Genomic DNA, 20,785 nt, shown 5'->3' with positions numbered 1-20,785 from the left:
ATCATCATGCAGAAACTAACTATTTATATTATCATTTTGCTGGTGCTGAGTGCCTGTTCAAAAGACTTTCTGAATACAAAGATTGATTCATCAGCGACAGACAAGACACTCAATTCGAATTACAGCACCCTCATCTCGCTGGGTAATGCACCTTATGCATATATCAGGAATGGCTTCCTGGTGCTGGATAATATCAACATCTTTGCCAGCGCTACGGATGAGGCGGAGCAGACCTCTGCGCTGAGTACTTCCCGGTACTTTAACCAGGGCAGCTGGAATGCAACGACGAATCCTGATAATTTTTACGCGAGTTATTACATGGGCATCCGGGCAGCGAATTACTTCCTGGAGCATTCCGTGAATTACAAGGATATACTGGGTTCAAACAGGGATACCATCTCTGCTTCAGGCAATATCAGTTATAAGAATGATGTGGTGAATGTAGCCTGGTATAGGGCAGAGGCACATATTTTAAGAGCTTACTTCTATTTTGAATTGACAAAAAGATATGGCGGAGTGCCTTTGGTTAAAAGAGTACTGGATGCGAATGAAAATACGATCCTGCCAGCAGCACCTTATGACAGTGTGATGAGTTTTGTGATCAACGAAGTAGATCTGTATAAAGACAGTTTGCAGGTAAACTGGAAGACCTCTTCATTCTCCAACTATGATGGCCGGTTCACGAAAGGCGTGGCATTGGCATTGAAAGCGAGGGCCTTGCTTTATTGGGCAAGTCCGCTGCACAATACAGGCGGGGATGTACAACGATGGCAAAAGGCCGCAGCAGCGGCACATGATGTCATTGCCATGGGATTGTATAGTTTATCGACAGATTACAGGAATTACTTTTTGCAAAATAATACTTTGAGTAGCGGAGAAACGATCCTGGCACTCAGGAAGGCAGCGAGTAATACGATGGAAACGCAGAATTACCCGATCAGTACATCCGGTGGTTTGAGCGGGGTGACGCCTTCCGAGAACCTGGTAGCGGATTATGAATATACCGGTACGCCGGATGCTGCGCATCCTTATGCAAACCGTGATCCGCGCCTGGGGATGAGTATCGTAACGAATGGCAGTACCTGGAATGGCAGGGTGATCAATGAGGCGCCTGGCGGAACGGATGATATGGCGAATACGAATGCCAGTAAGACGGGGTATTACCTGAAGAAGTTTGTGAATGACGGGCTGAATTTAGTGCAGGGCGGTACGGTGACGCATCACTGGGTGATCATGAGATACGGAGAGGTATTGCTGGAGTATGCAGAAGCGATGAACGAGGCTTATGGGCCGGATAATGATAATGGGTATGGCATGACGGCAAGGGCAGCGATCAATATGGTGCGGGCACGTACGGGGGTGAATATGCCGGCGGTAACGGCGGCGAACCAGGACGAGTTCAGAACAGCGCTGAAACATGAGCGGAAGATTGAACTGGCATTTGAGGATTACAGGTATTGGGATCTGCTGCGGTGGAAGGATGCGGCGACGGCTTTAAATAAGCCGCTTTTAGGGGTTAAAGTGAATAATGGGGTGTACAGCACCTTTACAGTAGAAGAACGGGTTTTTGATGCCAGTAAGATGTATTATTACCCATTCCCGCAGACGGAGATCAGTATTTCCAAGGGGGTGCTGGTGCAGAATCCGGGTTGGTAATTCATTCTTTTAAAATCTTGATGTATGAAACAGTCTATCATTATCATATTTCTTTTATCGCTCTGGGCTTGTAAAAAAAATGAAGACAGCTATGGCATTGCAAATATCTACATGCCACAGGCCCTCAATATATCTGGCGGGATCAATGCGAATTATGCGGTGCCGACGGGTACGGATTCTTCGACCTATAATTACAGGGTAGATGCCAGCAGCGGGAAACTCAATATTATGCTGGGGGTGGCGCAGGGCAGCACCTACAAAGCGGCGGGTTATACGGTAGATATTGTGACGGACGCCGATACGATTGCATTATTAAAACTCAATAATATCCTGGACAATAAAACCCTGCTGATGCCGGCGGCCTTGTATACACTGCCGTCTTCTATTACAGTGCCGGCCGGGCAGACAGCTGCTACCTTTTCCCTGGCGGTGGACATTGCGCAGTTGAAATCTTCAGATTATGAAGGGAAGAAACTGGCGCTGGCGGTAAGGTTAAAGAACGCGGGTAAATATGACATTGCTTCCGGTGCTGCGGTTACGATTGTAATCCTGGATGTAGATGCATTGGTGATTGGGCCATCTAAGGATATTTCTGCGAAATACCTGAAAAACACAACGACACCGTTTACGGTAGCAGGAATGCATTCCGGTGGGCGCTGGGGTACGCTGACGGATTGGAGTGCGAATACGGCGGCAAAGAGTCATGACGGTTTTGGCGGTTATGCTAAAGATGAAGGGGGTACTATTGATATGGAAAGTGGCTGGGGCTCACCTGCTATTCATAATGGCAAGATCTGGCAGACGACCAGCAGCGCATTACCGGCGGGTACTTATACATTGGATGTATCTGATCTGGATTGGCAGGGTACGAAGGATCCGGCTTATATTGTGATGGCACCGGGTTTGGATACGATTCCTGATTATGGGGATATAGCCGGTAATACGACGATCAAATATACGCTGTTTAGTAGTCCGAAGATTACGTTTACGCTGACGGAGGAGAAGAAGGTAACGGTGGGTTTTGTGGTGAATTATGTGCAGGACCAGCAGGGATTCAAGATCTATAGTGTGAAACTGATGAATTATCCGAAGCATTTGTAGGGGGCTATAATTTTTAAATATTAAGCTGGTAGTAAGGTACAATAAAGAAAAGCACTGATTAAGACCTTATAAAGAACGAGAAATGCCCTGGGTTCCATCCAGGGCATTTCTCATTATTCCTTATTCCATGATTAAACTTCAACTTAAACGTCTTCCCAAAGCGCAGTATCAAATCGAAAATTTCCGGCTCTTCCTGATACAAAGAAATAGCATGCTTGAAAATAGATCTGCCTATCTTTTCATAATCATTACTGGTTAGTATCCCTCTATGATTCTTCCAGCAAAGAAAAGTCAACACCATGAGCATTTTATCAATAGCATCAACCTTTGAAAGCGCCGCCATTAGGTTATTAGATTCATCGGGAAGACTCTTGTCAGTTCTCGCCCCTTGAGGTTTCGATATTCAACTCACTATTACATTTTCGTCGTTCCCGTACCTTTCTGAGTGGTTCCAAAAAACAGATTTTGGATGATGGTGTTTGAAAAAATCAACGTATAATTTTGGATCAGTTATCCACCCCCCGTTGTAAACGTACACTTTATTTTTTATTGCCGAAATAAATGAATTTATCATTATTTCCAATGAATCGAATTGTGACATCAGCTTAGAAGAATGGGTAAGTGTGGGTGCAAAAAGATATACAAAACCGTTATAACCCTCATCCATATTTATATACCAGATTTCTCCACCAATACTAGCAAAAACAGGGAAATATTCTTCACCAAGCGATTTCCAGGAACTTTTATAAATATCTATACAATCCACTAATGAGTAAAAAGTTCCCGAAGGCCATAGAATATTAACCCCGTAAGGGGGCCTTTCCTCAGAATAGATTCTTCCGTTTCTCCATTCAAATAATTCAAATATTACTTCTGGTATATTCCGTTCCAAAAAACTCAATTTTTGGGTTATTTCAGGTCTGGTTAACCCCGGTGTCAGTAAATCTACGATAGGGTGATTAAATCTTCCCAATAAATCTAATAATTCGTTTAACGATCTTGTTATACTCATTGTCAATCAATTTAACGATACGATATTAAATACCGATTGAGGTGATATTTCAATCACGGGGATTTTTTCAATGCCCTGAAATTACGATAAAGAACATTCACCGTACGGGTGACCAATGACACTCTAGGCACTTTGCTATCAATAGCTCCATACTTCATAAACGGGTAATCATCCAGCCTGATGATCACTGCTTCTCCCCCATGCACCTTCCCCGCCCCTGCCGCAGGCAGATACACCTGCCCAAAATATGATTCTCTTTAGGCACAACTGAAAACACCGGTGTTCCCAACTGTACATACTGCTCATCAGCCCAGAATTCCAGGTACTGTACCTTACCGGCAATCGGGAATCTCAGGAGATAACGATTCTCCCAATCCGCGATCCGCGACTTCAGTTCATTAAGGTGGCCTGCTATCGTGTTCATAAGCCGCTCCAGATGGCATAATGCACCCCGTAATAGTCAAAGCGCAATTGAACAACAAGACCCGATTAATGGAAAACTGGAATCAAGGTATTGGCAACAGCGTGACAGACCTCATCGCAATTGTAGCCCATGGACCCAAATTGATTGTGAGAAGTAAGAAGACCCTTGCGGCGCATGTTTATAAAATAGCATAATAACAACTGAGCCGTTTCCCAAAATCACCGGAATGAAGACAGGCCTTTATATGGTGCTGCTGTGACTGTTTTGCGCTCTCAGCTCATTACCTTCAATGATAAAAAAATAAACCGGCTGCTGGTTGATGGGAAAGACTTTTTGGGCATTGACGGGAAGACAGCCCTGCAAAACCTGGCAAAAGATGCTGTAAAAAAAGTACAGGTATATGAAAATAAAACAAGCCCTGATCCTATAGACAGGCAAACAGATATGAATATCGTGCCGAAGAAAGATAAAAAGACGGCTATTTCGGCAAAAATAAGTGGCAGTGCCGGCACAACGGACCGGTATGATGCAAACGGCGTGTTCAGTTACTTTTCAGCTAAGAATCAGCTAAGCGTGGTCAGCGCCATTAACAATGTAAATAAAACCGCAGATAACGTCAATACCCTTGTGCAGGTTAACTCCTTTAAAGGAGAAGGATTAAGCAGCGATTATCACACTGATTTCAGCAAAGCCGGTGCTACAGTATTTAAAGCAGCCGGGCTCAGGGCCTTCCATGATTTTAGTACGTCAAAAGAAAACAAAATTGATACGACTCATTTAAAAGTCGATTTCTTTTAAACTTCAGATCATGCTCATATTAACCAGCTGCTACATACCAAAATATCCCTCACTGGCGATCATGAACTGAACCAGACAGTCACGAATACCACCTGTGCGAACCGTGAAGGGCTGGCATTTTCCGCTGAATATGAAAAAAAGTTTGATCACCTGCGGCTGAAAGCCGGATATGATTTCCTGCATCAGACATCGGGCAGGTATATTATGAATATTGTTTCTGAAGGAGATGCTGTTAGCCAGACAAAACATGCCAATAGCAGTAACATTCATTCCGGCAGGATCCAACTTAAAAGTGACCGATACAAGGATTATGTAAGGTTTAAAAACAAGTCTGCCGATATGAACCTGGATTACTGGTTCAATATTAACGGCTGGATGAATTATTTTCTAAAAAAACTTGGCAGTTAAAATATTTTTTGCATCTTTGCACTCCCTTGAAAAACGGGAATGGCTTCGTAGCTCAACTGAATAGAGCATCTGACTACGGATCAGAAGGTTTCTGGTTTGAATCCAGACGAGGTCACAAGCAAAAGGATTGCATTTTAAATGCAATCCTTTTTTATATCGTCAGTTCAGAGAGATCCTCCTCCCGGCCAGTTACTCCAATGATTATTGGGTTCTTTCGTTGGCTGATATAAGGAAACATCACCCGTTTCCAGCAATGCCGCAATCATCCGGAAAGTTTCATTTTTAGAAGGAATTTCCTCTTCTACCAGATCAGGATGACACCACTCGTCCAAACGCAGGAGCAGTGGCAGATCCTGATTGAAGGAATTCCGTAACTCTTCTTCTGTTGATAGCAGCTCATCTTTCAGCTCCGGCAGGCTTGCACGCAGGAATTCATAGATCATGATGGCAGGTGGATCTTCCAACACGACATTACGTGATTCATAAAATGCAGGATCATGGCGAATATTAACTTTCTTCTCCCTCACCAACATAGAATGCACATCCGGATTAAGGGTACCATGTAAGTCACCGGTAAAAGTAGGACCTTCCTCACTGTCAGCTGTAAGGCTAAATAAATCCGGGTACTTCATACCAGGTTCAAAGCTGAGATGGTTGCCAAACACATATCTGGTGTTTCCAACGCCTTCATGCCCGCTTTGGCGATTAAAGTAGCCAACCACTTCAATCAGTATGACCCAGCTTTGGGGATCACCATAGACTGAAAGTCTGGATACAACCGGATATGTATACCCATTGTCCAACATGGGAAAAGTGTAATCTTCCGCACATTTATCTAATTGAGAACGGATGGACCTTGCAGAAAAGGCAGCTTTATTTTCGTACATTTTGGGATTTCATTGATGCACAAAGATAGACAGTTGCGGTGAATTTAATAAAGTCTACCCTTGCACGCTAACCATGAGCTTTCGTAGTACCTGCTTCTTATTTCTTGATGTCTTTTTATTCCTCCTGCCCCACCAGATGCACACCCTGTCACAGGCAGCGAAGCTGCACCAACGACGCCAGGAATGCCAGCATCTTCCCTGGCAGTCCTAAGATACTCCCCACATGCAGATCATAATTAAATGATAGCACTTTCTCCCCAGTGTTCTTGTTACCAGGCGTCCTGCTTATAAAAAACGCCCCTGCATTAAACACAGGAGCGTTTTGAATTTTCCAATTGTTTTCTCAATAATAGACGCCCACTATCCCATTCGGAGAACCGTTAGCAACAGCAGTTTTTTTCAGGGGTATCCTCAATAATAAATGTCTACTACACCATTCGGCGTACCGTTGGCAACAACAGTGGCATGCTGCCCGCAATCGGTCACTGCATTTGCCGTTGACCATGACAGGGCTGCCTGTGAACCACCCTGCAACTGGATCTGGATATTACTGAAAGTGGTCTTCGTCGTATTCGGATAATCGGTACAAACCACAGGGTAATACACTTCCAGTGATTCAGCAGCCCAATAGAGTTTCTGGACGTTGCTCACGGTAAGATTGATAGAAGGATAACCGGTGAAGACAGAGGAGTAGCTATAATTGCTGCCACTGCTCCCGGTAAGGGTCATTATACCGGTCAGACTTGTGCCGGCACTAACCCTGACGAGGTTACTAAAAATAGCGGTACCATTGGAACCGTCTACGTACCAGTTAGCAATGGCCCAGTAATTACCTCCACCTGCTGCAGAAGGGCCCCATTGTAATACGGGTTGCAGGATGTAGGAACTGTTCTGAAGGCCATTGAACATAAAGACGGTTTGACCATTGGAGGTGGAAGGTGCGGGCGGCACGGTCCAGGTAGTAGAGAAATAAGAAATGGGTGTGGATACCGGGTTAGTCCAGTAGGTGTAAGCGATCCAGCCGGAATTGAGGGGTTTTACTTTCCGGGCTAAGGGGGAAGCGCTGTTTACATTACCGGGGTAATCGGGTAGTGAACCGGCATCGGCATGGATAGCGCCGAAGTCTTTCGAAACTTTGCCGGTGGCATCGTCGATGGCTCTTAACCGGCCATCCTGTACATCCAGGTGCTGGCCTTGTTCCAGCCTGCTAACTTTTTCTGATGGGCGCCAACCGCCGGGCGTGAGTACCATACCGGTATGATCTGCATCGGAGGCAGCAACGGCAGTGGTGTTAAGGGGACTAGTGTCCGGAGCAGATTTGGTTGTTTCCTTGCCGCAGGCAGCAAAGAAGAGGGCACTGATGAGCATCAGTCCGCCAACGTAGGTGTGTTTCATGCGTGATCGGGTTTTCTGGTTATTATGAGTATTATTAAAGTTAACGTCTATAGGTGCGGTGGGAGTGACAGTGACTGGTTTTTTAAGAGGTTTTTAAGCCGGCTGCTCAAGCGGCAATGCGTCAATTGAAAAAAGCCAGGTTGCAAGATGCCGGGCAGTATGAAATTTTAAGTTTCTTTGTAGTATGAAAAGGGAACTACAGCTGACTGACGACGGCTCACACACGATCTCGATCCCGGAGATGCAGGTAACGTATCACAGCACACATGGAGCCATCCAGGAAAGTATGCATGTATTTATACAGGCGGGCTTACAGGCTTTGCAATTGCCTGCTATACGCATTTTTGAAATGGGGTTTGGTACGGGGCTGAATGCTTTGCTAACCATGCAGCATGCTACTACGCCGGTATATTATTACGCAGTAGAGCAATACCCGCTAACTGCTGCAGAGGTAGAAGGACTGAGTTATGGGAATGAATTGCATGGGCATGCCTGGAATGTAGATGTACAAATCAACGAACGGTTCACTTTGCATAAAGCGCATGCGTCTTTGCTGGATGTACAGCCTGCGCAGGCTTTTGACCTGATCTATTATGATGCTTTTGCGCCGGCTACGCAACCTGAGTTATGGACGAAGGAAGTGTTTGAAAAATTATATGGGTTATTGGATCCTGGTGGAATTCTAGTTACTTATTGCAGTAAGGGGGATGTAAGGAGAGCAATGCTGGCAGCTGGGTTCGGGGTAGAGAAATTAGCCGGTCCTCCGGGAAAGCGGGAGATGCTGCGGGCCCAACGACAAATGTCCCAACATTAGTTGAGACACCTGTTCTTTTTCAATAAAGCGATCACTTTTGTACAACCATCGTACGCAAACTTTCCACCAGTGCACCTACCCTTCCGATCAGCTGATCTGGCAAACCATTTTTCTTCGCGCCTTTCACCAGGTCTGCGAGAAATGCATCGAAATCGCCATTATCTGCTTTGCCATTCATACGTGCGTTCTGCGCGGGATCGTGTGCCGCCACCATGCTTTTACCGCCATACGTATAACTGGTAGAACCCGTACCTACACAGACAAAATCAGTCAGGTTCTTGCTGAGAGCCTCGAATCCACTGGTATTACCCGCCGTTACTTCTGCCAGCAGTGCAGTAAAGAATCCATTGATTTCAGGATCTGCGGCAATGACGAAGATGGTGCTATCTACTACAGAGCGGATTCCCAGACGACCCTGTTGAATTTTTGTTCCCGGATTAGCCGGATCATTCACCATCGTTGAACCACCCAGTGAATCGTACAATGTTTTTGTTTCCGTTTTGTCTGCATCTTTCTTGCACGAGGTGAGGAACAGGCCTGTGCCAAAGATACCAGCTAAGAATAAGAGTGCTGCGTTGCTTTTCATTTTCTATTTTTTACTGATAAAGAGATGATAGATTTTCCCTGTGAGTGATTGTGCCATGGCAGGGCATCCTTTCTGCAGGTCTGCTTCGCTGGGCACATATCGTGTAGTCGTATAATGTAGTGACTGGCTGCATCTGCTGATAATATCACCAGCATCCGCAATCAGCGGTGAGTAGGTAAATACGGCGATGCGGCTGGAAACATTGACCAGCACATGGTCTACGCCAGGTTGGGAATAGAGCCAGGTTTTTACCTGTTCACCATCTTCCTGGCTGAGTGACTGCTTAATATCCATGCGCGCCATGATTCGTGTATGCGCATCAGGTGCTTTAGGCCTGGTGACAAGGTAAATATGTACGATGAGTACGAGGATCAGGCACGCAAGGGTACCTCCCGCCCATGGCAGGATTTTCAGAGCTTTCCTTATCATAAAATAAATTGTAAAAAATTAAGAGAGGGGCCATTAGCCCACTGGTTTCCTTATCTGACGACGTAGTGTTGCTACATATTCAGATACGGTAATTAAATGCCAGTGGATTTTAAAGGAGAGAATTTATTTGCAACCGCGATAAAGAGGGAATGTTGTCAAACATAAAAATATCCGGCAACCTATAAGTATTAAATAACCAGCCTACGCATTACTCAGAGGCATACTGGCCTTTTAGAATACGGTCCAGTCTGAAGTATCCCAGGTGCAGTTGATCCGGCTTTGCGTTGGGAGCAGCGGATGATATTTGCAAGGCATACTGCGCCCGGATGTTTTCAGGAAGGATATCTTCGATCAGTGCGAAGTCATCAATATCTACCCCATACTTGTCATCGATGTGTGAGGTTGCACCGGGGAAACTTGTGTGTTTAAAAAATGCGGTGGCTTTCGCCTTCTTCAGGGCTTCGTTCTTTTCTTTGCCGGTAGAGAGGAGTTTGTAATGAAATTCTTCCATTTCATTTTCTTTATATCCACCCAGGTTAATGAAGTAAAGTTGTGTACCGCCGGCTATTTTTTCAGCGCGGGGAATAACCTTCACCTGCATCTCATCTACCAGTGTCACCTCTCTGAATGCATCCAGGTGCAGATTCCCTTTAGCTTCCGGCCAAAAAGCTTCCAGGGCAGGTATTACTTCCTGTAAAGAAGAAGCAATACCAAAGAATACATCATGTTGTTCAGTATGTCTGCCGGCAGGCTTACATCCTGCCAGGATCATAAAAAGTTTTAGCTGTTCCATAGTGACGAAAATATTTCAGCATCTTCTCCCCAGTATAAATGCATGTAAGAGGCGATGACATTTTGTTGTTTGTAAATAGGTGTTGCTACAGTTTTGCCACGGGCGTTTGTAACTTCTCCGATCGTCGGAATCTCAGCGTTTTCGCTGGCCTGGGAGTAGTGAAATTCGTGTCCTTTCAATACGGTATTTCCAATTTGTATTTTGCGATAGCCGAGTGACAAGCGGCTATTTTCCATACTGGTTTCAATATCGAGTACGCCACACATTTCATAACGTTTACCTTCCTGATCGGTAATGCCTTTACCGAGGTACATCATCCCTCCGCATTCTGCAAATATACGTCTACCCTTTGCAGCGAAGTTACGGATAGATGTATGCATCTTTACATTCCCGGCCAGGAGCGCCAGGTTTAATTCAGGATAGCCACCGGGCAGGTAGAGCCAGTCTGTACCGGGGGGCAATTCTTCTTCGTTGCCTGGACTAAAAGTAACAACATTTCCCAGTTGTTCCAGTGCGCGGATATTATCCTCGTAAAGAAAATTGAATACATGATCGAATGCGACTGAGATCTGTAGCTTGTTAGTGGCGCGGGGAGTATCTTTTGTTTTGTATAGAGGTCCCTCTTTTGTTGTTAATTCAAGTAACTGATCCAGGTTGACCGATTTACTTATATGAGCAGCTGCCTCTTCGATGATGGCTTCATAATCATTTTCAGGGGAGATAGCCAGGCCCAGGTGCCGGGAAGGGATCTTTATATTTTCGTTCACGGGGATGTAGCCTAATGACGGAATGCCAACATCTTCGCAGGCATCCTTCAGGAACTGGTAATGACTTTCGGTATTGACGAAATTGAAGATCACACCGGCGATCTTTAATTCCGGGTTAAAGTTTTTCAGTCCAAATAAGATGGGTGCCACTGAATAAGCCATGGCCTTTGCATTCAAGACCAGGACTACAGGTATATCCAGGAGCATGGCGATAGCAGCACTGCTCCCTTCCGCTTTCACCGCACCGTCGAACAATCCCATTACACCTTCCACGATGGCGACATCCGCATCCTGACTGTAATGACTGTATAGTTCCTGCACATGTGTTTCGCTCATCATAAATGTATCCAGGTTGATACCCGGTCTGTGAGCAGCTGTTCTATGATGAGTAGTATCGATATAATCAGGTCCGCATTTGAAAGGTTGCACCTGCAAGCCTCTATGATGCAATGCCCGCAACAACCCTAAAGTGAGGGTGGTCTTGCCCGAGTGGCTGGAGGCTGCGGCGATTAAAAACTGAGGCTTCTTCATTTGGCCAAAGATAGTACATTTGCAAAATTATCTATACGCCCAACGCTATGCAGCAATTAAAACCCATCATGTTTGTAGGTACCGCTTCAGACGTAGGGAAAAGTTTTATCAATACCGGTTTCTGCCGCATCTTTAAACAGGATGGTTATCAGCCAGCACCTTTTAAGGCGCAGAACATGTCGCTCAATAGCTTCGTTACGCCAGACGGGCTGGAGATAGGGCGTGCGCAGGCGGTGCAGGCAGAGGCATGTGGGCTGCCATGCAGTGTGAATATGAACCCGGTATTGCTGAAGCCTACGAATGATAAGTCATCGCAGGTAGTGTTGATGGGGAAACCTGTAGGCACACAGTCGGCCTATGATTATTTCATGGGGAATAATAAGCAGGGATTGTTTAATGCAGCAAAGGCGGCGTTTGACAGCTTGCATGCGCAATACAACCCGGTGGTACTGGAAGGTGCGGGTAGCATCAGTGAGCTGAACCTGAAGCACCGGGATATTACGAATATGCGGATGGCATTATATGCCGGGGCGGATGTGTACCTGGTTGCGGATATTGATAAAGGTGGCATCTTTGGCAGTGTGTATGGAACGGTGGCGCTGTTACCTCCGGAAGAAAAGGCCTTACTGAAGGGGATCATCGTAAATAAATTCAGGGGGGATGCCCGTTTGTTTGAAAGCGGGAAAGTATTGCTGGAAGAACTTTGTGGGGTGCCGGTAGTAGGCATCATCCCCTACCGGAAAGATATATACGTAGAGGAAGAAGATTCTGTGGCATTGGCACATAAGCAAAGGCAGGCAGGCAGTGACAAGGTAAATGTGGTGGTCGTTTTACTGAATCGTTTGTCTAATTTTACGGACTTTACGGTGCTGGAAAAAGACGAGCGGGTACATTTGTATTATAGTAATAACCCTTCGGAAATTTCGCAGGCAGATATTGTGATACTACCGGGTAGTAAGAATACTATTGCGGACCTGGTGGATATAAAGAACAATGGTGTGGCTGCTGCAATCGTGGCTGCCGCTAAAGAAGGGAAAACGGTGATTGGCATTTGTGGAGGATACCAGATGATGGGCCATAGTGTAGCAGATCCTGTGGGTGTGGAAGGAAGTGTCTCTTTTATGCCCGGGCTGGGTTTGCTACCGGTAACGACTGTATTGACAGCGGAGAAGACAACGAAGCAGTGTAGTTTTCGGTATAAGGATACGGAGGCGCTTTGTGAAGGATATGAAATTCATATGGGAACTACTGAGAGTAGTAATGCGGTGGCAGCAGCCATTTGGGGAACAGATGGCTTACCAGGAGAAAAAAAAGACATTATTAGTAAGCCCTTAAATACAATGTCGGAAGGTCATGGAGATGGCTATTTACTGCATGATCGCTGCTGGGGTACTTATGTACATGGAATTTTAGATAACCCTGTAGTGGTGGAGGACCTGCTCTCGCCTTTCAAACCGAAGGCAACAGTACCTTTTGATTACAATAAGTATAAACATGAGCAGTACGATAAACTGGCACAACATCTGCGCGAACATATCGATATTGCCTACATTTATAGTCAATTAAAAAGTGAACAATGATATTAGGTCATGGAGATGACAGGTATTTGTATTCCCGGGAAATTCTTGCTGACTTTAGTTCGAATGTTTATTATAAAGGACTTTCCATTGGTTTGATACAACACCTGAGCACACAGTTATTCAGATTGAAAAATTACCCGGAGGCGAATGCACAAAGTTTGCAGGAGGCCCTGGCACAATGGCATGCAATCACGCCGGCGCAGGTATTGGCAACGAATGGTGCAACGGAAGCCTTCTATTTAGTGGCGCATGCATGGAGAAGGCAATCGGCTACGATTGTGATTCCGGCATTTGCGGAGTATGAAGATGCGTGTCGGGTGAATGATATTTCCGTGTCTTACCTGGAATGGTCTGCATTACAGCAGGACAGTTCTTTCGAAACGGAACTGGTATTTTTAGGCAATCCTAATAATCCTACGGGCGCTTTATTGACGGTAGATTTTCTGCGGAACTTATTACAACATAATCCGGCCGTTACTTTTGTGATTGATGAAGCATATGTGGATTTTACGCTGGCGAGGGCTTCGCTGGTAGATTCATTAGGTGAGCTGCCAAACCTGGTCATTATTAAATCGTTGACGAAGACTTATGCCATACCTGGTTTACGACTGGGGTATATGCTAAGTAATGCGGAGACGATTAGTGCCATCACTGCTTCTAAAATGCCATGGTCGGTGAATGCGCTGGCGATAGAGGCAGGTTTATATATAACGGCGCATAAGGAAACACTGACATTCCGGGTAGAAGAGCTCTTGCAGGACACCGTGGCTTTGATGGCGGCCCTGAGGATCTATGTGAATGTGATGCAGACGAATACGAATTTCTTTTTGTGTGAACTGCTGCGGGGCACTGCGGCAGAGCTGAAAGCATACCTGCTGGAGGAACATGGGTTACTGATCAGGGATGCCGGTAATTTTAAGAGTCTGAGTGAAAGACATTTCAGGGTGGCTACGCAGACGCCGGAAAAAAATGCATTATTGATCAAAGGCATTGATGCATGGATGGCAAGATGATATGGATTCCTTTAGTGGCGGGGTATGTGTTGGATCTGCTGTTGGGCGATCCCAGGCACTTGCCGCACCCGGTGAGGCTGTTTGGGAATATGATTGAGTATGGGGAGCAACGACTGAATAAAGGTACTTACCGGCTTTTAAAAGGGGCAATAATGACAATTGTACTCTGCCTGGGTGTTTATGCATTTTTCTATTCCATGCAGGTGATTTTACCTGTTTGGGCGAGGTACATTTTCAATACCATCTTTGTTTTTTACGGATTAGCCAATAAGAGCCTCTTAGAGGAGGGCAAAGCTGTTTATGACACATTATACAATCAAGGCCTGGAAGCGGGCAGAAAACGCCTTTCCTGGATCGTAGGCAGGGATACTTCCAAACTCCAGGAGAACCAGATCCGGGTAGCGGTATTGGAGACCCTGTCAGAGAACCTGAGTGACGGGGTCATTGCGCCCTTGTGTTTTTATGCTGTGGGTGGGGTACCGGCCATGATGTTGTATAAGATGATCAATACCCTGGATTCGATGATCGGGTATAAACATGCGCGTTATTTATTCTTTGGTCGTTTTGCTGCCAGGCTGGATGATGTGGCGAATTATATCCCGGCCCGCCTGACCGCCTTACTGATGGTGATGGTGACGGGTAGTTTGCGGGGATGGCGGTATATTTTAAAATTCGGGCATCAGCATGCCAGTCCGAATTCTGGCTACCCGGAGGCAGCGCTGGCGGGAATATTGAATTGCCGCTTCGGCGGACCGAATGTATATCATGGTGTATTAGTAGAGAAGCCTTATATAGGGGAACAGCAGCGGGAGATCAGGCATGAGGAGCTACGAAAAGTGATGTTTATAAATCACGCAGTGACGTTCGTGGTGGTGGCTTTGATTGTCGTGTTGCACTACAATAATTCATAATCCTTAGCCGAAATTTAATTATTCAATACCCCAATAGAAGAACCTGAAGTTAAATTAATTTACTACATTTACCCCCGGTTTATGGTTTTTATCCGCCTTTCTGGCGGCTAAAATTAAAAGGGAATCCGGTGTAAATCCGGAACAGTTCCCGCTGCTGTAAGTTCCATCAATTGCTTTTAACATCTGCAAAGCCACTGCTCCGGTTGGAGTGGGAAGGCGTTAAAAGTGGAACAAGTCAGAAGACCTGCCAAAGACTGTAACAACTTATCCAATGCTTTCGGGAAAAAAGTACGGGGATAGCAAACCACTTACGCAGTGTTTGCTCCTGCCTCCTTTTCTCCTGTCTGCTTGTTTAATCGTTAACGGGTAATTAACTGTATTAAATGTTTTAAAGGTATGGCTATTAAAGATCTGACCAAGGTTCAGAAGATGGTTTTTATTTGCAATGGTGGAACCTGTGCCAAAGGTGGTGCAGACGAAAACACCCTGGCGCTGAGGGCGCAGCTCGGCAAGCATGGTATGGATGATGAAATTCATACTGTTCGCACCAAATGTATGGGGCAATGTACCAGCGGACCTATTGTGTTCATTCATCCGGAGGGTGCCTGGTATGGTAGCGTGAATCCTGACATTGCGCGTGATATTGTAACACAGCATCTCTTACAGAATACATTACTGGCATCGCAGCTCTGCTTTCCGGAAGCAGGGGCGATGGAGCTACAACCGCTAAGGTTTAGCGCAGCAAAAGCAGAATAAACACAAGCTTAGCGTGGCATTTACAAAGTCTTTCTGAGAACAGGGCTTACCGATATGATGTTATGCAGTTTGGATAACAACCCAGATCTGTGCACGATGCTTCGGGCTTGAGGGGAAATAAACCCGGTGTATGATTTTCGTATACTTCCAGGTTCGGGTTTGAGTGTTCAGGTTAAAAGTAGTCAGAGAATATATTTCAAAATAATGGGAACCGATATATCAGGATTTATTGTATTAGCCGTCCTTGGCCTCCGCCATGGGCTGGATCCGGACCACATCACTGTGATCGACGGTTACACCTACCGGCTGCACATGAACAAAAGGACCTGGAGCAGATGGGTAGGCACTCTTTTTACATTCGGACATGGCATTATGGTAACCCTCATTGCCTTATTCCTTTGTATGCTGAAGAACAATTTTAATATCCCGCCATTGCTGGATATTGTTGTAGAATGGACAGCCTCGCTGATGCTTTTCTTTATGGGTATATCGAACCTTGTTTATTTGCGTAAAGGCCAGGTACAACTGACCGGGGTCCGGAAAAAACTCCTCCCGAAATCTTTCGAAAACAGCCTGAACCCATTCACCGTGGTCCTCACAGGGATCATCTTCGGTTTTATCTTCGACACCTCTTCGCAGATTGCGGCTTTTGGCTACGCAGTAGCAGTATCGAACCAATGGCTTTACGCCATAATGGGTGGAGTGGTATTTTCACTCGGGCTGATCCTCACCGGCACCTGCGATTCTATGTTACTCAGCAAGCTACTCAAGACGTTTGACCAGAAGAAAATTCAAAACCACCGCTTCAAATTAAATGTCCTGATTACAATCATGTGTTTTGCCATTCCTATTTACAAAATCCTCAGTACATGGAATGAATCCCTGGAACTGAGCGATACGCAGAACAATATTGTGGGAATAATTTTCATAAGTATCATTATTTCATTGTATGCTGATTTATATTTGAGGCACAAATTCAGCAAAGCAGATAATGGAACAGCATGACTATACAAAGAACAAATCCATCAGCGTACTAGGCTGTGGCTGGCTCGGCTTACCATTAGCCGGGCTTTTTGTTCAACAGGGGTACCGGGTAAAAGGGTCTGTGACCAGTGAGGAAAAGCTGGGATCACTGTTTGAGAAAGGGATTCTTCCCTACCAGTTAAGGATTTCCGATCAGGAGATTGATTGCTCCGATCTGGCCGGCTTCCTGGATAGCGACATCCTGATCATCAACTTTCCGCCAGGCCGCAGACCGGATATCACCAGCTACCACGCTGCCCAGATTGCCCTGTTGATCCAGGCAATCGAGACCAGCCCGGTGCAACATGTATTGTTTATCAGCTCTACCTCCGTATATCCTGATCTGAACAGGGAGATTACGGAAAAGGACATGGTGCCTCCTACCAAGGGCAGTGGGCAGGCCCTGATCCTGGCGGAGAACCTGTTGCTTTCACAAACGAAATTTACCACTACGATACTCAGATTAGGAGGACTGATCGGCTACGACCGCATGCCGGCACGTTTCCTGGCCGGCAAAAAGGACGTGGAAAATGGCGATGCGCCGATCAATGTGATTCACCAGGATGATTGCTTAGGGCTGATCAGTGCGCTCATTGAACAGGAGGTGTGGGAAGATATATTCCATGCGGCAGCAGATGAACATCCGACAAGGAAGGAATATTATACCCTGGCAGCAGAGAAAGCGGGGCTGGAACCGCCTACTTTTGCGGAAGGCAAGCCCCTGCGCTTTAAGATCATTAATTCTGATAAGATCAAGCATCGTTTGCATTATACATTCAAACACCCTAATCCCCTGGCATTATTATGAAAGGAATATTAATATGCGGACATGGCAGCAGGGACCCGGAAGGAGTACGTGGATTTAAGGAGCTGGTGGGGCTGCTCAGGGAGCGGTATCCTGACTACATGGTAGATTATGGGTTCCTGGAGTTTTCCCATCCCGTATATGCAGCGGCAGTAGAGCGGATGTATGTGGCAGGGGTCAGGGAGATCCTGGCTATTCCGGCGATATTGTTTGCAGGTGCGCATGCGAAGAATGATATTCCTTACGAGATGAATACCCTGCAAAGCCAGTATAAAGGGCTTAGCATCAGGTTGAGCAGGCATATTGGTATTACCCCGTCTATCCTGAAACTCGCACGGCAACTGATTGTGCAGGCAGGTGGTACCGGCGATTTGTCAGATGCCTGTTTGCTGGTAGTGGGAAGAGGTACTTCTGATCCGGATGCGAATGCGGATGTGGCAAAGATGACGAGAATGCTGTGGGAAGGAATGGGATTTGGATTTGCCACGACGGCCTATATAGGAGTAACGAAGCCCTTATTGCAGGAGGCTTTGCCACTGGTGGACCTGTTGCCGTATAAACGGGTGATTGCAGTACCCCTGTTTTTGTTTACGGGGGTGTTATTGAAAAAGATCTATGCACAGCTGGAAGAATATAGGGAGCAGACAGAGAAGGAGGTATTGTATACTTCGGGGTTTGAGTGTGATGAGTTATTGCTCGAGACAATTGATGAACGGATCAGGGAAGTAGAGATCGGAAGACCGGAAATGAATTGCCAGTTGTGTAAGTACAGGACGCAGATCATTGGGTTTGAGGAGGAAGTCGGCAAAGAGCAGGTGGGGCATCATTTGGCTGTGAAGGGGATATTGTTTGAGGAAGATGAGAAGCTGGAGAAAGGGAATAAGGTGGTCAGGGGAATGAAAAAGATCCTGGGAATTTGAGGACAAAGAATAGTTGAAGACCGGGTGGCAGTTAAATTTTAAATCTGGATCTGAGTTATGGTAAAACAGGGTAAAATATACGGCGTATCTCTTGGCCCGGGCGATCCTTTACTGATTACCCTAAAGGGCTTGCAGGTATTGCAACAGGTAGATAGAATTTACTATCCAGGCTCATTACTGGAAGATGGCACAACCATCAGTTATTCCCTGAACATCCTGCAATATCATCAGCTGGATGAAAGTAAATTCAGGGGCATGTTCCTGAAGATGAGCACTGACAGAAGTGAGGTAGCTGGTACCTACGCCAATACCTTCCTGCAGATGTGGGAGGACTACCAAATGGGGTTACAGGTGGCTTTTGTGAGTGAGGGAGATATTTCTTTTTACAGCACCTTCGCCTACCTGATGGAACATATACAACAGTATAAACTGGAGGTAGAAGTGATAGCAGGGGTGCCTTCATTTTTGAATGGCGCAGCCGCGCATCAGTTCCCATTAGGCGTGCTGAATGAGAAGATTGCAATTTTGCCAAGGATGGAGCACGCAAACCAACTGGAGCATTTACTCGATACTTTTGATACGGTGGTACTGATCAAAATACGCAGTGTGATTAAGACACTATTGCCACTGATGCACAACAAAGCTTTGCGCATGATGTACTGCGAACGCCTGGGTACACCGGATCAGTTTATTACCACGGACATACAGGTGATTAAAGAGCGGGAGCTGCCTTATTTTTCCTTAATAATATTGAAGAAGTTGTGAGTGTAACACAGGTTCTGTTTCGCTGAATATTTTAATAAGACTATGAGATTAAGTGTAGTGGGCATTGGACCCGGCGGCGCTGACTATATATTGCCAATTGCACAACAGGTGCTGGCTGATGCGGATATTGTAATTGGATATAGCTATTATTTCCAGTTCATCAGCCATTTGCTAAAAACAGGCTGTGCATGTATTGGCAAAGACCTGACAGAAGAGGAAGCCCGTGCGGCACTTGCTGTAGACAGCTGTGCGCCCGGCAAGCATGTGGTCGTGATCAGTTCAGGTGATGCGGGTATTTATGCTATGGCATCGCTGGTATATCAGTATGCAAGCAGGCATCCTGAAAAGGAGATTGACTTACAAACCATTCCCGGCATTAGTGCATTCATTGCATCTGCAGGGAAACTGGGTGCACCATTAGGCCATGATTTCTGCTGCATCTCTCTTTCTGACTTAATGACCCCATGGACCACGATTGAACAGCGTATTAAAGCGGCAGCTTTTGGTGACTTTGTCACGTCTTTATATAATCCAAGAAGTAAGAAACGGTTCTGGCAACTGGAGCGATTCAAAGAGATCTTCTTAGCACACCGCTCTCCTGATACACCGGTTGCAATCATCAGGCAGGTGACGCGCCCGGAAGAAAGCATCCTGCTTACTACCCTGAAAGAACTGCCTGTGGCTGCTGTAGACATGTTCTCGCTGGTGATGGTAGGGAACTCGCAGACTTACCAGTTCAAAAACTTTTTAGTAACGCCCCGTGGCTACCTGGATAGAAAACCACAGAGTGGTCAGGAGATCCAGGATGAAAGCTTCAGGCAGATAGCCGCACAGCTGCAGCGAACGGATTTAAGTCCGGCAGATAAGTGGGCAGTGATGAGATGCATACATACTACTGCTGATTTTGAATATGAGGATTTATATCATTCCAATGATAATGCAATTACCCGCTGGAAAAGGTACCTGCAAAACGGCGGAACGATTGTAACGGATGTAACGATGGTGCAATCGGGAATTACAAAATCCTTCTTAGAGAAATACAGGTCGCAGGTGCATTGTTACCTGAATGCGGAAGGTGTACCGGAACTGGCGGAAAAGGAAGGCCTGACAAGAAGCCAGGCAGGTATGCGGCTGGCAATAGCACAACATCCGGAGGCCCTGTTTGTGGTAGGGAATGCACCAACTGCTTTGTTTGAATTATGTGATCAGTTAGGAAATGAAGATTTTAAACCGGCAGGGATTATTGGTGCACCTGTGGGATTTGTGAATGTGGTGGAATCTAAGTTGAAATTGCAGGCAATGAAGCAGGTGCCCTATGTGATTATTAAGGGGCGTAAGGGAGGAAGTAATGTGGCGGCAAGTATTGTAAATGCAGCATTTACTTATGAGTAAGCAATTGCATAATCACCAA

General features: G+C 45.8%; 22 protein-coding genes, 1 tRNA gene and 1 riboswitch. Of the genes, 15 read left to right on the top strand and 8 right to left on the bottom strand.

Translation table 11 applies throughout. The annotated features are described in order from the left end of the window. Positions 1-6: 6 nt before the first annotated feature. Positions 7-1,656, top strand: coding sequence for a RagB/SusD family nutrient uptake outer membrane protein (locus U0033_RS02410; RefSeq protein WP_083571400.1), 1,650 nt, complete (start codon positions 7-9; stop codon positions 1,654-1,656). 24 nt (positions 1,657-1,680) lie between these two features. Then, on the top strand, positions 1,681-2,757 hold the full coding sequence (locus U0033_RS02405) for a DUF5013 domain-containing protein (RefSeq protein WP_072358074.1): 1,077 nt from the start codon (positions 1,681-1,683) through the stop codon (positions 2,755-2,757). Positions 2,758-3,160: 403 nt separating this feature from the next. Here the strand turns inward: U0033_RS02405 and U0033_RS02400 are convergent, their stop codons facing one another. Both U0033_RS02400 and U0033_RS02395 read right to left on the bottom strand, forming a co-directional pair. Further along, the gene (locus U0033_RS02400) at positions 3,161-3,769 is read right to left on the bottom strand and encodes a hypothetical protein (RefSeq protein ID WP_072358080.1); all 609 of its coding nucleotides are present in this window, start codon (positions 3,767-3,769) and stop codon (positions 3,161-3,163) included. 184 nt (positions 3,770-3,953) lie between these two features. Further along, entirely contained in the window at positions 3,954-4,193 is a 240-nt protein-coding gene (locus tag U0033_RS02395; protein WP_072358083.1) for a hypothetical protein, read from the bottom strand. A 255-nt stretch (positions 4,194-4,448) separates the two neighbouring features. Here U0033_RS02395 and U0033_RS02390 point away from each other — a divergent pair, with 255 nt between their 5' ends. The 3 genes from U0033_RS02390 (at position 4,449) to U0033_RS02380 (ending at position 5,514) form a co-directional block, all read left to right on the top strand. Then, a complete protein-coding gene (locus tag U0033_RS02390; protein WP_143150642.1) occupies positions 4,449-4,991 on the top strand; it encodes a hypothetical protein in 543 nt (180 codons plus the stop codon). Between the two features lie 204 nt (positions 4,992-5,195). Beyond that, positions 5,196-5,399, top strand: coding sequence for a hypothetical protein (locus tag U0033_RS02385; protein WP_072358088.1), 204 nt, complete (start codon positions 5,196-5,198; stop codon positions 5,397-5,399). 41 nt (positions 5,400-5,440) lie between these two features. Then, positions 5,441-5,514 (top strand) — tRNA-Arg (locus U0033_RS02380). A 49-nt stretch (positions 5,515-5,563) separates the two neighbouring features. On the opposite strand, the gene U0033_RS02375 is transcribed toward U0033_RS02380, so the two are convergent. Beyond that, positions 5,564-6,286, bottom strand: coding sequence for a DUF7003 family protein (locus U0033_RS02375; RefSeq protein ID WP_072358090.1), 723 nt, complete (start codon positions 6,284-6,286; stop codon positions 5,564-5,566). A 411-nt stretch (positions 6,287-6,697) separates the two neighbouring features. Next, on the bottom strand, positions 6,698-7,681 hold the full coding sequence (locus tag U0033_RS02370; protein WP_072358092.1) for a hypothetical protein: 984 nt from the start codon (positions 7,679-7,681) through the stop codon (positions 6,698-6,700). Between the two features lie 184 nt (positions 7,682-7,865). On the opposite strand from U0033_RS02370, the gene mnmD reads away from it, so the two are divergent. Further along, the gene (mnmD, locus tag U0033_RS02365) at positions 7,866-8,495 is read left to right on the top strand and encodes a tRNA (5-methylaminomethyl-2-thiouridine)(34)-methyltransferase MnmD (RefSeq protein WP_072358095.1); all 630 of its coding nucleotides are present in this window, start codon (positions 7,866-7,868) and stop codon (positions 8,493-8,495) included. Between the two features lie 31 nt (positions 8,496-8,526). Here mnmD and U0033_RS02360 read toward each other — a convergent pair whose 3' ends face one another. From U0033_RS02360 to U0033_RS02345, 4 genes are all read right to left on the bottom strand, one after another. Next, complete coding sequence (locus tag U0033_RS02360; RefSeq protein WP_072358098.1) at positions 8,527-9,081, bottom strand: group I truncated hemoglobin; 555 nt, start codon at positions 9,079-9,081, stop codon at positions 8,527-8,529. A 3-nt stretch (positions 9,082-9,084) separates the two neighbouring features. Continuing rightward, positions 9,085-9,510, bottom strand: coding sequence for a hypothetical protein (locus tag U0033_RS02355; RefSeq protein WP_072358102.1), 426 nt, complete (start codon positions 9,508-9,510; stop codon positions 9,085-9,087). Between the two features lie 208 nt (positions 9,511-9,718). Then, positions 9,719-10,303, bottom strand: a complete 585-nt coding sequence (locus U0033_RS02350) for a DUF1543 domain-containing protein (RefSeq protein WP_072358106.1) — start codon at positions 10,301-10,303, stop codon at positions 9,719-9,721. Then, positions 10,291-11,601, bottom strand: a complete 1,311-nt coding sequence (locus tag U0033_RS02345; RefSeq protein ID WP_072358109.1) for a cobyrinate a,c-diamide synthase — start codon at positions 11,599-11,601, stop codon at positions 10,291-10,293. The genes U0033_RS02350 and U0033_RS02345 overlap by 13 nt, the downstream gene beginning before the upstream one ends. 47 nt (positions 11,602-11,648) lie before the next feature. Here U0033_RS02345 and U0033_RS02340 point away from each other — a divergent pair, with 47 nt between their 5' ends. The 9 genes from U0033_RS02340 (at position 11,649) to cobJ (ending at position 20,766) form a co-directional block, all read left to right on the top strand. Continuing rightward, positions 11,649-13,181 (top strand): cobyric acid synthase, encoded by a 1,533-nt coding sequence (locus U0033_RS02340; RefSeq protein WP_072358112.1) that lies wholly within the window; start codon positions 11,649-11,651, stop codon positions 13,179-13,181. After that, positions 13,178-14,194 carry a pyridoxal phosphate-dependent aminotransferase gene (locus U0033_RS02335; protein ID WP_072358114.1) on the top strand — a complete coding sequence of 339 codons (1,017 nt, stop codon included), beginning with the start codon at positions 13,178-13,180 and terminating at the stop codon, positions 14,192-14,194. The genes U0033_RS02340 and U0033_RS02335 overlap by 4 nt, the downstream gene beginning before the upstream one ends. After that, positions 14,179-15,105 (top strand): adenosylcobinamide-phosphate synthase CbiB, encoded by a 927-nt coding sequence (cbiB, locus tag U0033_RS02330; RefSeq protein WP_072358117.1) that lies wholly within the window; start codon positions 14,179-14,181, stop codon positions 15,103-15,105. The genes U0033_RS02335 and cbiB overlap by 16 nt, the downstream gene beginning before the upstream one ends. Before the next feature lie 65 nt (positions 15,106-15,170). Beyond that, a riboswitch (cobalamin riboswitch) is annotated at positions 15,171-15,371 on the top strand. 130 nt (positions 15,372-15,501) lie between these two features. Further along, entirely contained in the window at positions 15,502-15,861 is a 360-nt protein-coding gene (locus U0033_RS02325) for a (2Fe-2S) ferredoxin domain-containing protein (RefSeq protein WP_072358119.1), read from the top strand. A gap of 204 nt (positions 15,862-16,065) precedes the next feature. Then, positions 16,066-16,866 carry a HoxN/HupN/NixA family nickel/cobalt transporter gene (locus U0033_RS02320; protein WP_072358122.1) on the top strand — a complete coding sequence of 267 codons (801 nt, stop codon included), beginning with the start codon at positions 16,066-16,068 and terminating at the stop codon, positions 16,864-16,866. Then, a complete protein-coding gene (locus tag U0033_RS02315) occupies positions 16,853-17,692 on the top strand; it encodes an SDR family oxidoreductase (RefSeq protein WP_072358125.1) in 840 nt (279 codons plus the stop codon). The genes U0033_RS02320 and U0033_RS02315 overlap by 14 nt, the downstream gene beginning before the upstream one ends. Then, positions 17,689-18,609 carry a sirohydrochlorin chelatase gene (locus U0033_RS02310; protein ID WP_072358128.1) on the top strand — a complete coding sequence of 307 codons (921 nt, stop codon included), beginning with the start codon at positions 17,689-17,691 and terminating at the stop codon, positions 18,607-18,609. The genes U0033_RS02315 and U0033_RS02310 overlap by 4 nt, the downstream gene beginning before the upstream one ends. Positions 18,610-18,666: 57 nt before the next feature. Continuing rightward, positions 18,667-19,374, top strand: coding sequence for a precorrin-2 C(20)-methyltransferase (gene cobI, locus U0033_RS02305; RefSeq protein WP_072358131.1), 708 nt, complete (start codon positions 18,667-18,669; stop codon positions 19,372-19,374). A 42-nt stretch (positions 19,375-19,416) separates the two neighbouring features. Beyond that, a complete protein-coding gene (gene cobJ, locus U0033_RS02300; protein ID WP_072358134.1) occupies positions 19,417-20,766 on the top strand; it encodes a precorrin-3B C(17)-methyltransferase in 1,350 nt (449 codons plus the stop codon). Positions 20,767-20,785 lie beyond the last annotated feature (19 nt).

This window comes from Chitinophaga sancti, from assembly GCF_034424315.1.
GTDB classification, from domain to species: Bacteria; Bacteroidota; Bacteroidia; order Chitinophagales; family Chitinophagaceae; genus Chitinophaga; species Chitinophaga sancti.
This window is presented reverse-complemented; position numbering and strand designations above follow the sequence as displayed.

Excerpts from the sequence above, each read along its gene's own strand:
- U0033_RS02410 (WP_083571400.1), top strand. The coding sequence starts at position 7 with ATGCAGAAACTAACTATTTATATTATCATTTTGCTGGTGCTGAGTGCC.
- U0033_RS02405 (WP_072358074.1), top strand. The coding sequence starts at position 1,681 with ATGAAACAGTCTATCATTATCATATTTCTTTTATCGCTCTGGGCTTGT.
- U0033_RS02400 (WP_072358080.1), bottom strand. The coding sequence starts at position 3,769 with ATGAGTATAACAAGATCGTTAAACGAATTATTAGATTTATTGGGAAGA.
- U0033_RS02395 (WP_072358083.1), bottom strand. The coding sequence starts at position 4,193 with ATGAACACGATAGCAGGCCACCTTAATGAACTGAAGTCGCGGATCGCG.
- U0033_RS02385 (WP_072358088.1), top strand. The coding sequence starts at position 5,196 with ATGAATATTGTTTCTGAAGGAGATGCTGTTAGCCAGACAAAACATGCC.
- U0033_RS02375 (WP_072358090.1), bottom strand. The coding sequence starts at position 6,286 with ATGTACGAAAATAAAGCTGCCTTTTCTGCAAGGTCCATCCGTTCTCAA.
- U0033_RS02370 (WP_072358092.1), bottom strand. The coding sequence starts at position 7,681 with ATGAAACACACCTACGTTGGCGGACTGATGCTCATCAGTGCCCTCTTC.
- mnmD (WP_072358095.1), top strand. The coding sequence starts at position 7,866 with ATGAAAAGGGAACTACAGCTGACTGACGACGGCTCACACACGATCTCG.
- U0033_RS02360 (WP_072358098.1), bottom strand. The coding sequence starts at position 9,081 with ATGAAAAGCAACGCAGCACTCTTATTCTTAGCTGGTATCTTTGGCACA.
- U0033_RS02355 (WP_072358102.1), bottom strand. The coding sequence starts at position 9,510 with ATGATAAGGAAAGCTCTGAAAATCCTGCCATGGGCGGGAGGTACCCTT.
- U0033_RS02350 (WP_072358106.1), bottom strand. The coding sequence starts at position 10,303 with ATGGAACAGCTAAAACTTTTTATGATCCTGGCAGGATGTAAGCCTGCC.
- U0033_RS02345 (WP_072358109.1), bottom strand. The coding sequence starts at position 11,601 with ATGAAGAAGCCTCAGTTTTTAATCGCCGCAGCCTCCAGCCACTCGGGC.
- U0033_RS02340 (WP_072358112.1), top strand. The coding sequence starts at position 11,649 with ATGCAGCAATTAAAACCCATCATGTTTGTAGGTACCGCTTCAGACGTA.
- U0033_RS02335 (WP_072358114.1), top strand. The coding sequence starts at position 13,178 with ATGATATTAGGTCATGGAGATGACAGGTATTTGTATTCCCGGGAAATT.
- cbiB (WP_072358117.1), top strand. The coding sequence starts at position 14,179 with ATGGATGGCAAGATGATATGGATTCCTTTAGTGGCGGGGTATGTGTTG.
- U0033_RS02325 (WP_072358119.1), top strand. The coding sequence starts at position 15,502 with ATGGCTATTAAAGATCTGACCAAGGTTCAGAAGATGGTTTTTATTTGC.
- U0033_RS02320 (WP_072358122.1), top strand. The coding sequence starts at position 16,066 with ATGGGAACCGATATATCAGGATTTATTGTATTAGCCGTCCTTGGCCTC.
- U0033_RS02315 (WP_072358125.1), top strand. The coding sequence starts at position 16,853 with ATGGAACAGCATGACTATACAAAGAACAAATCCATCAGCGTACTAGGC.
- U0033_RS02310 (WP_072358128.1), top strand. The coding sequence starts at position 17,689 with ATGAAAGGAATATTAATATGCGGACATGGCAGCAGGGACCCGGAAGGA.
- cobI (WP_072358131.1), top strand. The coding sequence starts at position 18,667 with ATGGTAAAACAGGGTAAAATATACGGCGTATCTCTTGGCCCGGGCGAT.
- cobJ (WP_072358134.1), top strand. The coding sequence starts at position 19,417 with ATGAGATTAAGTGTAGTGGGCATTGGACCCGGCGGCGCTGACTATATA.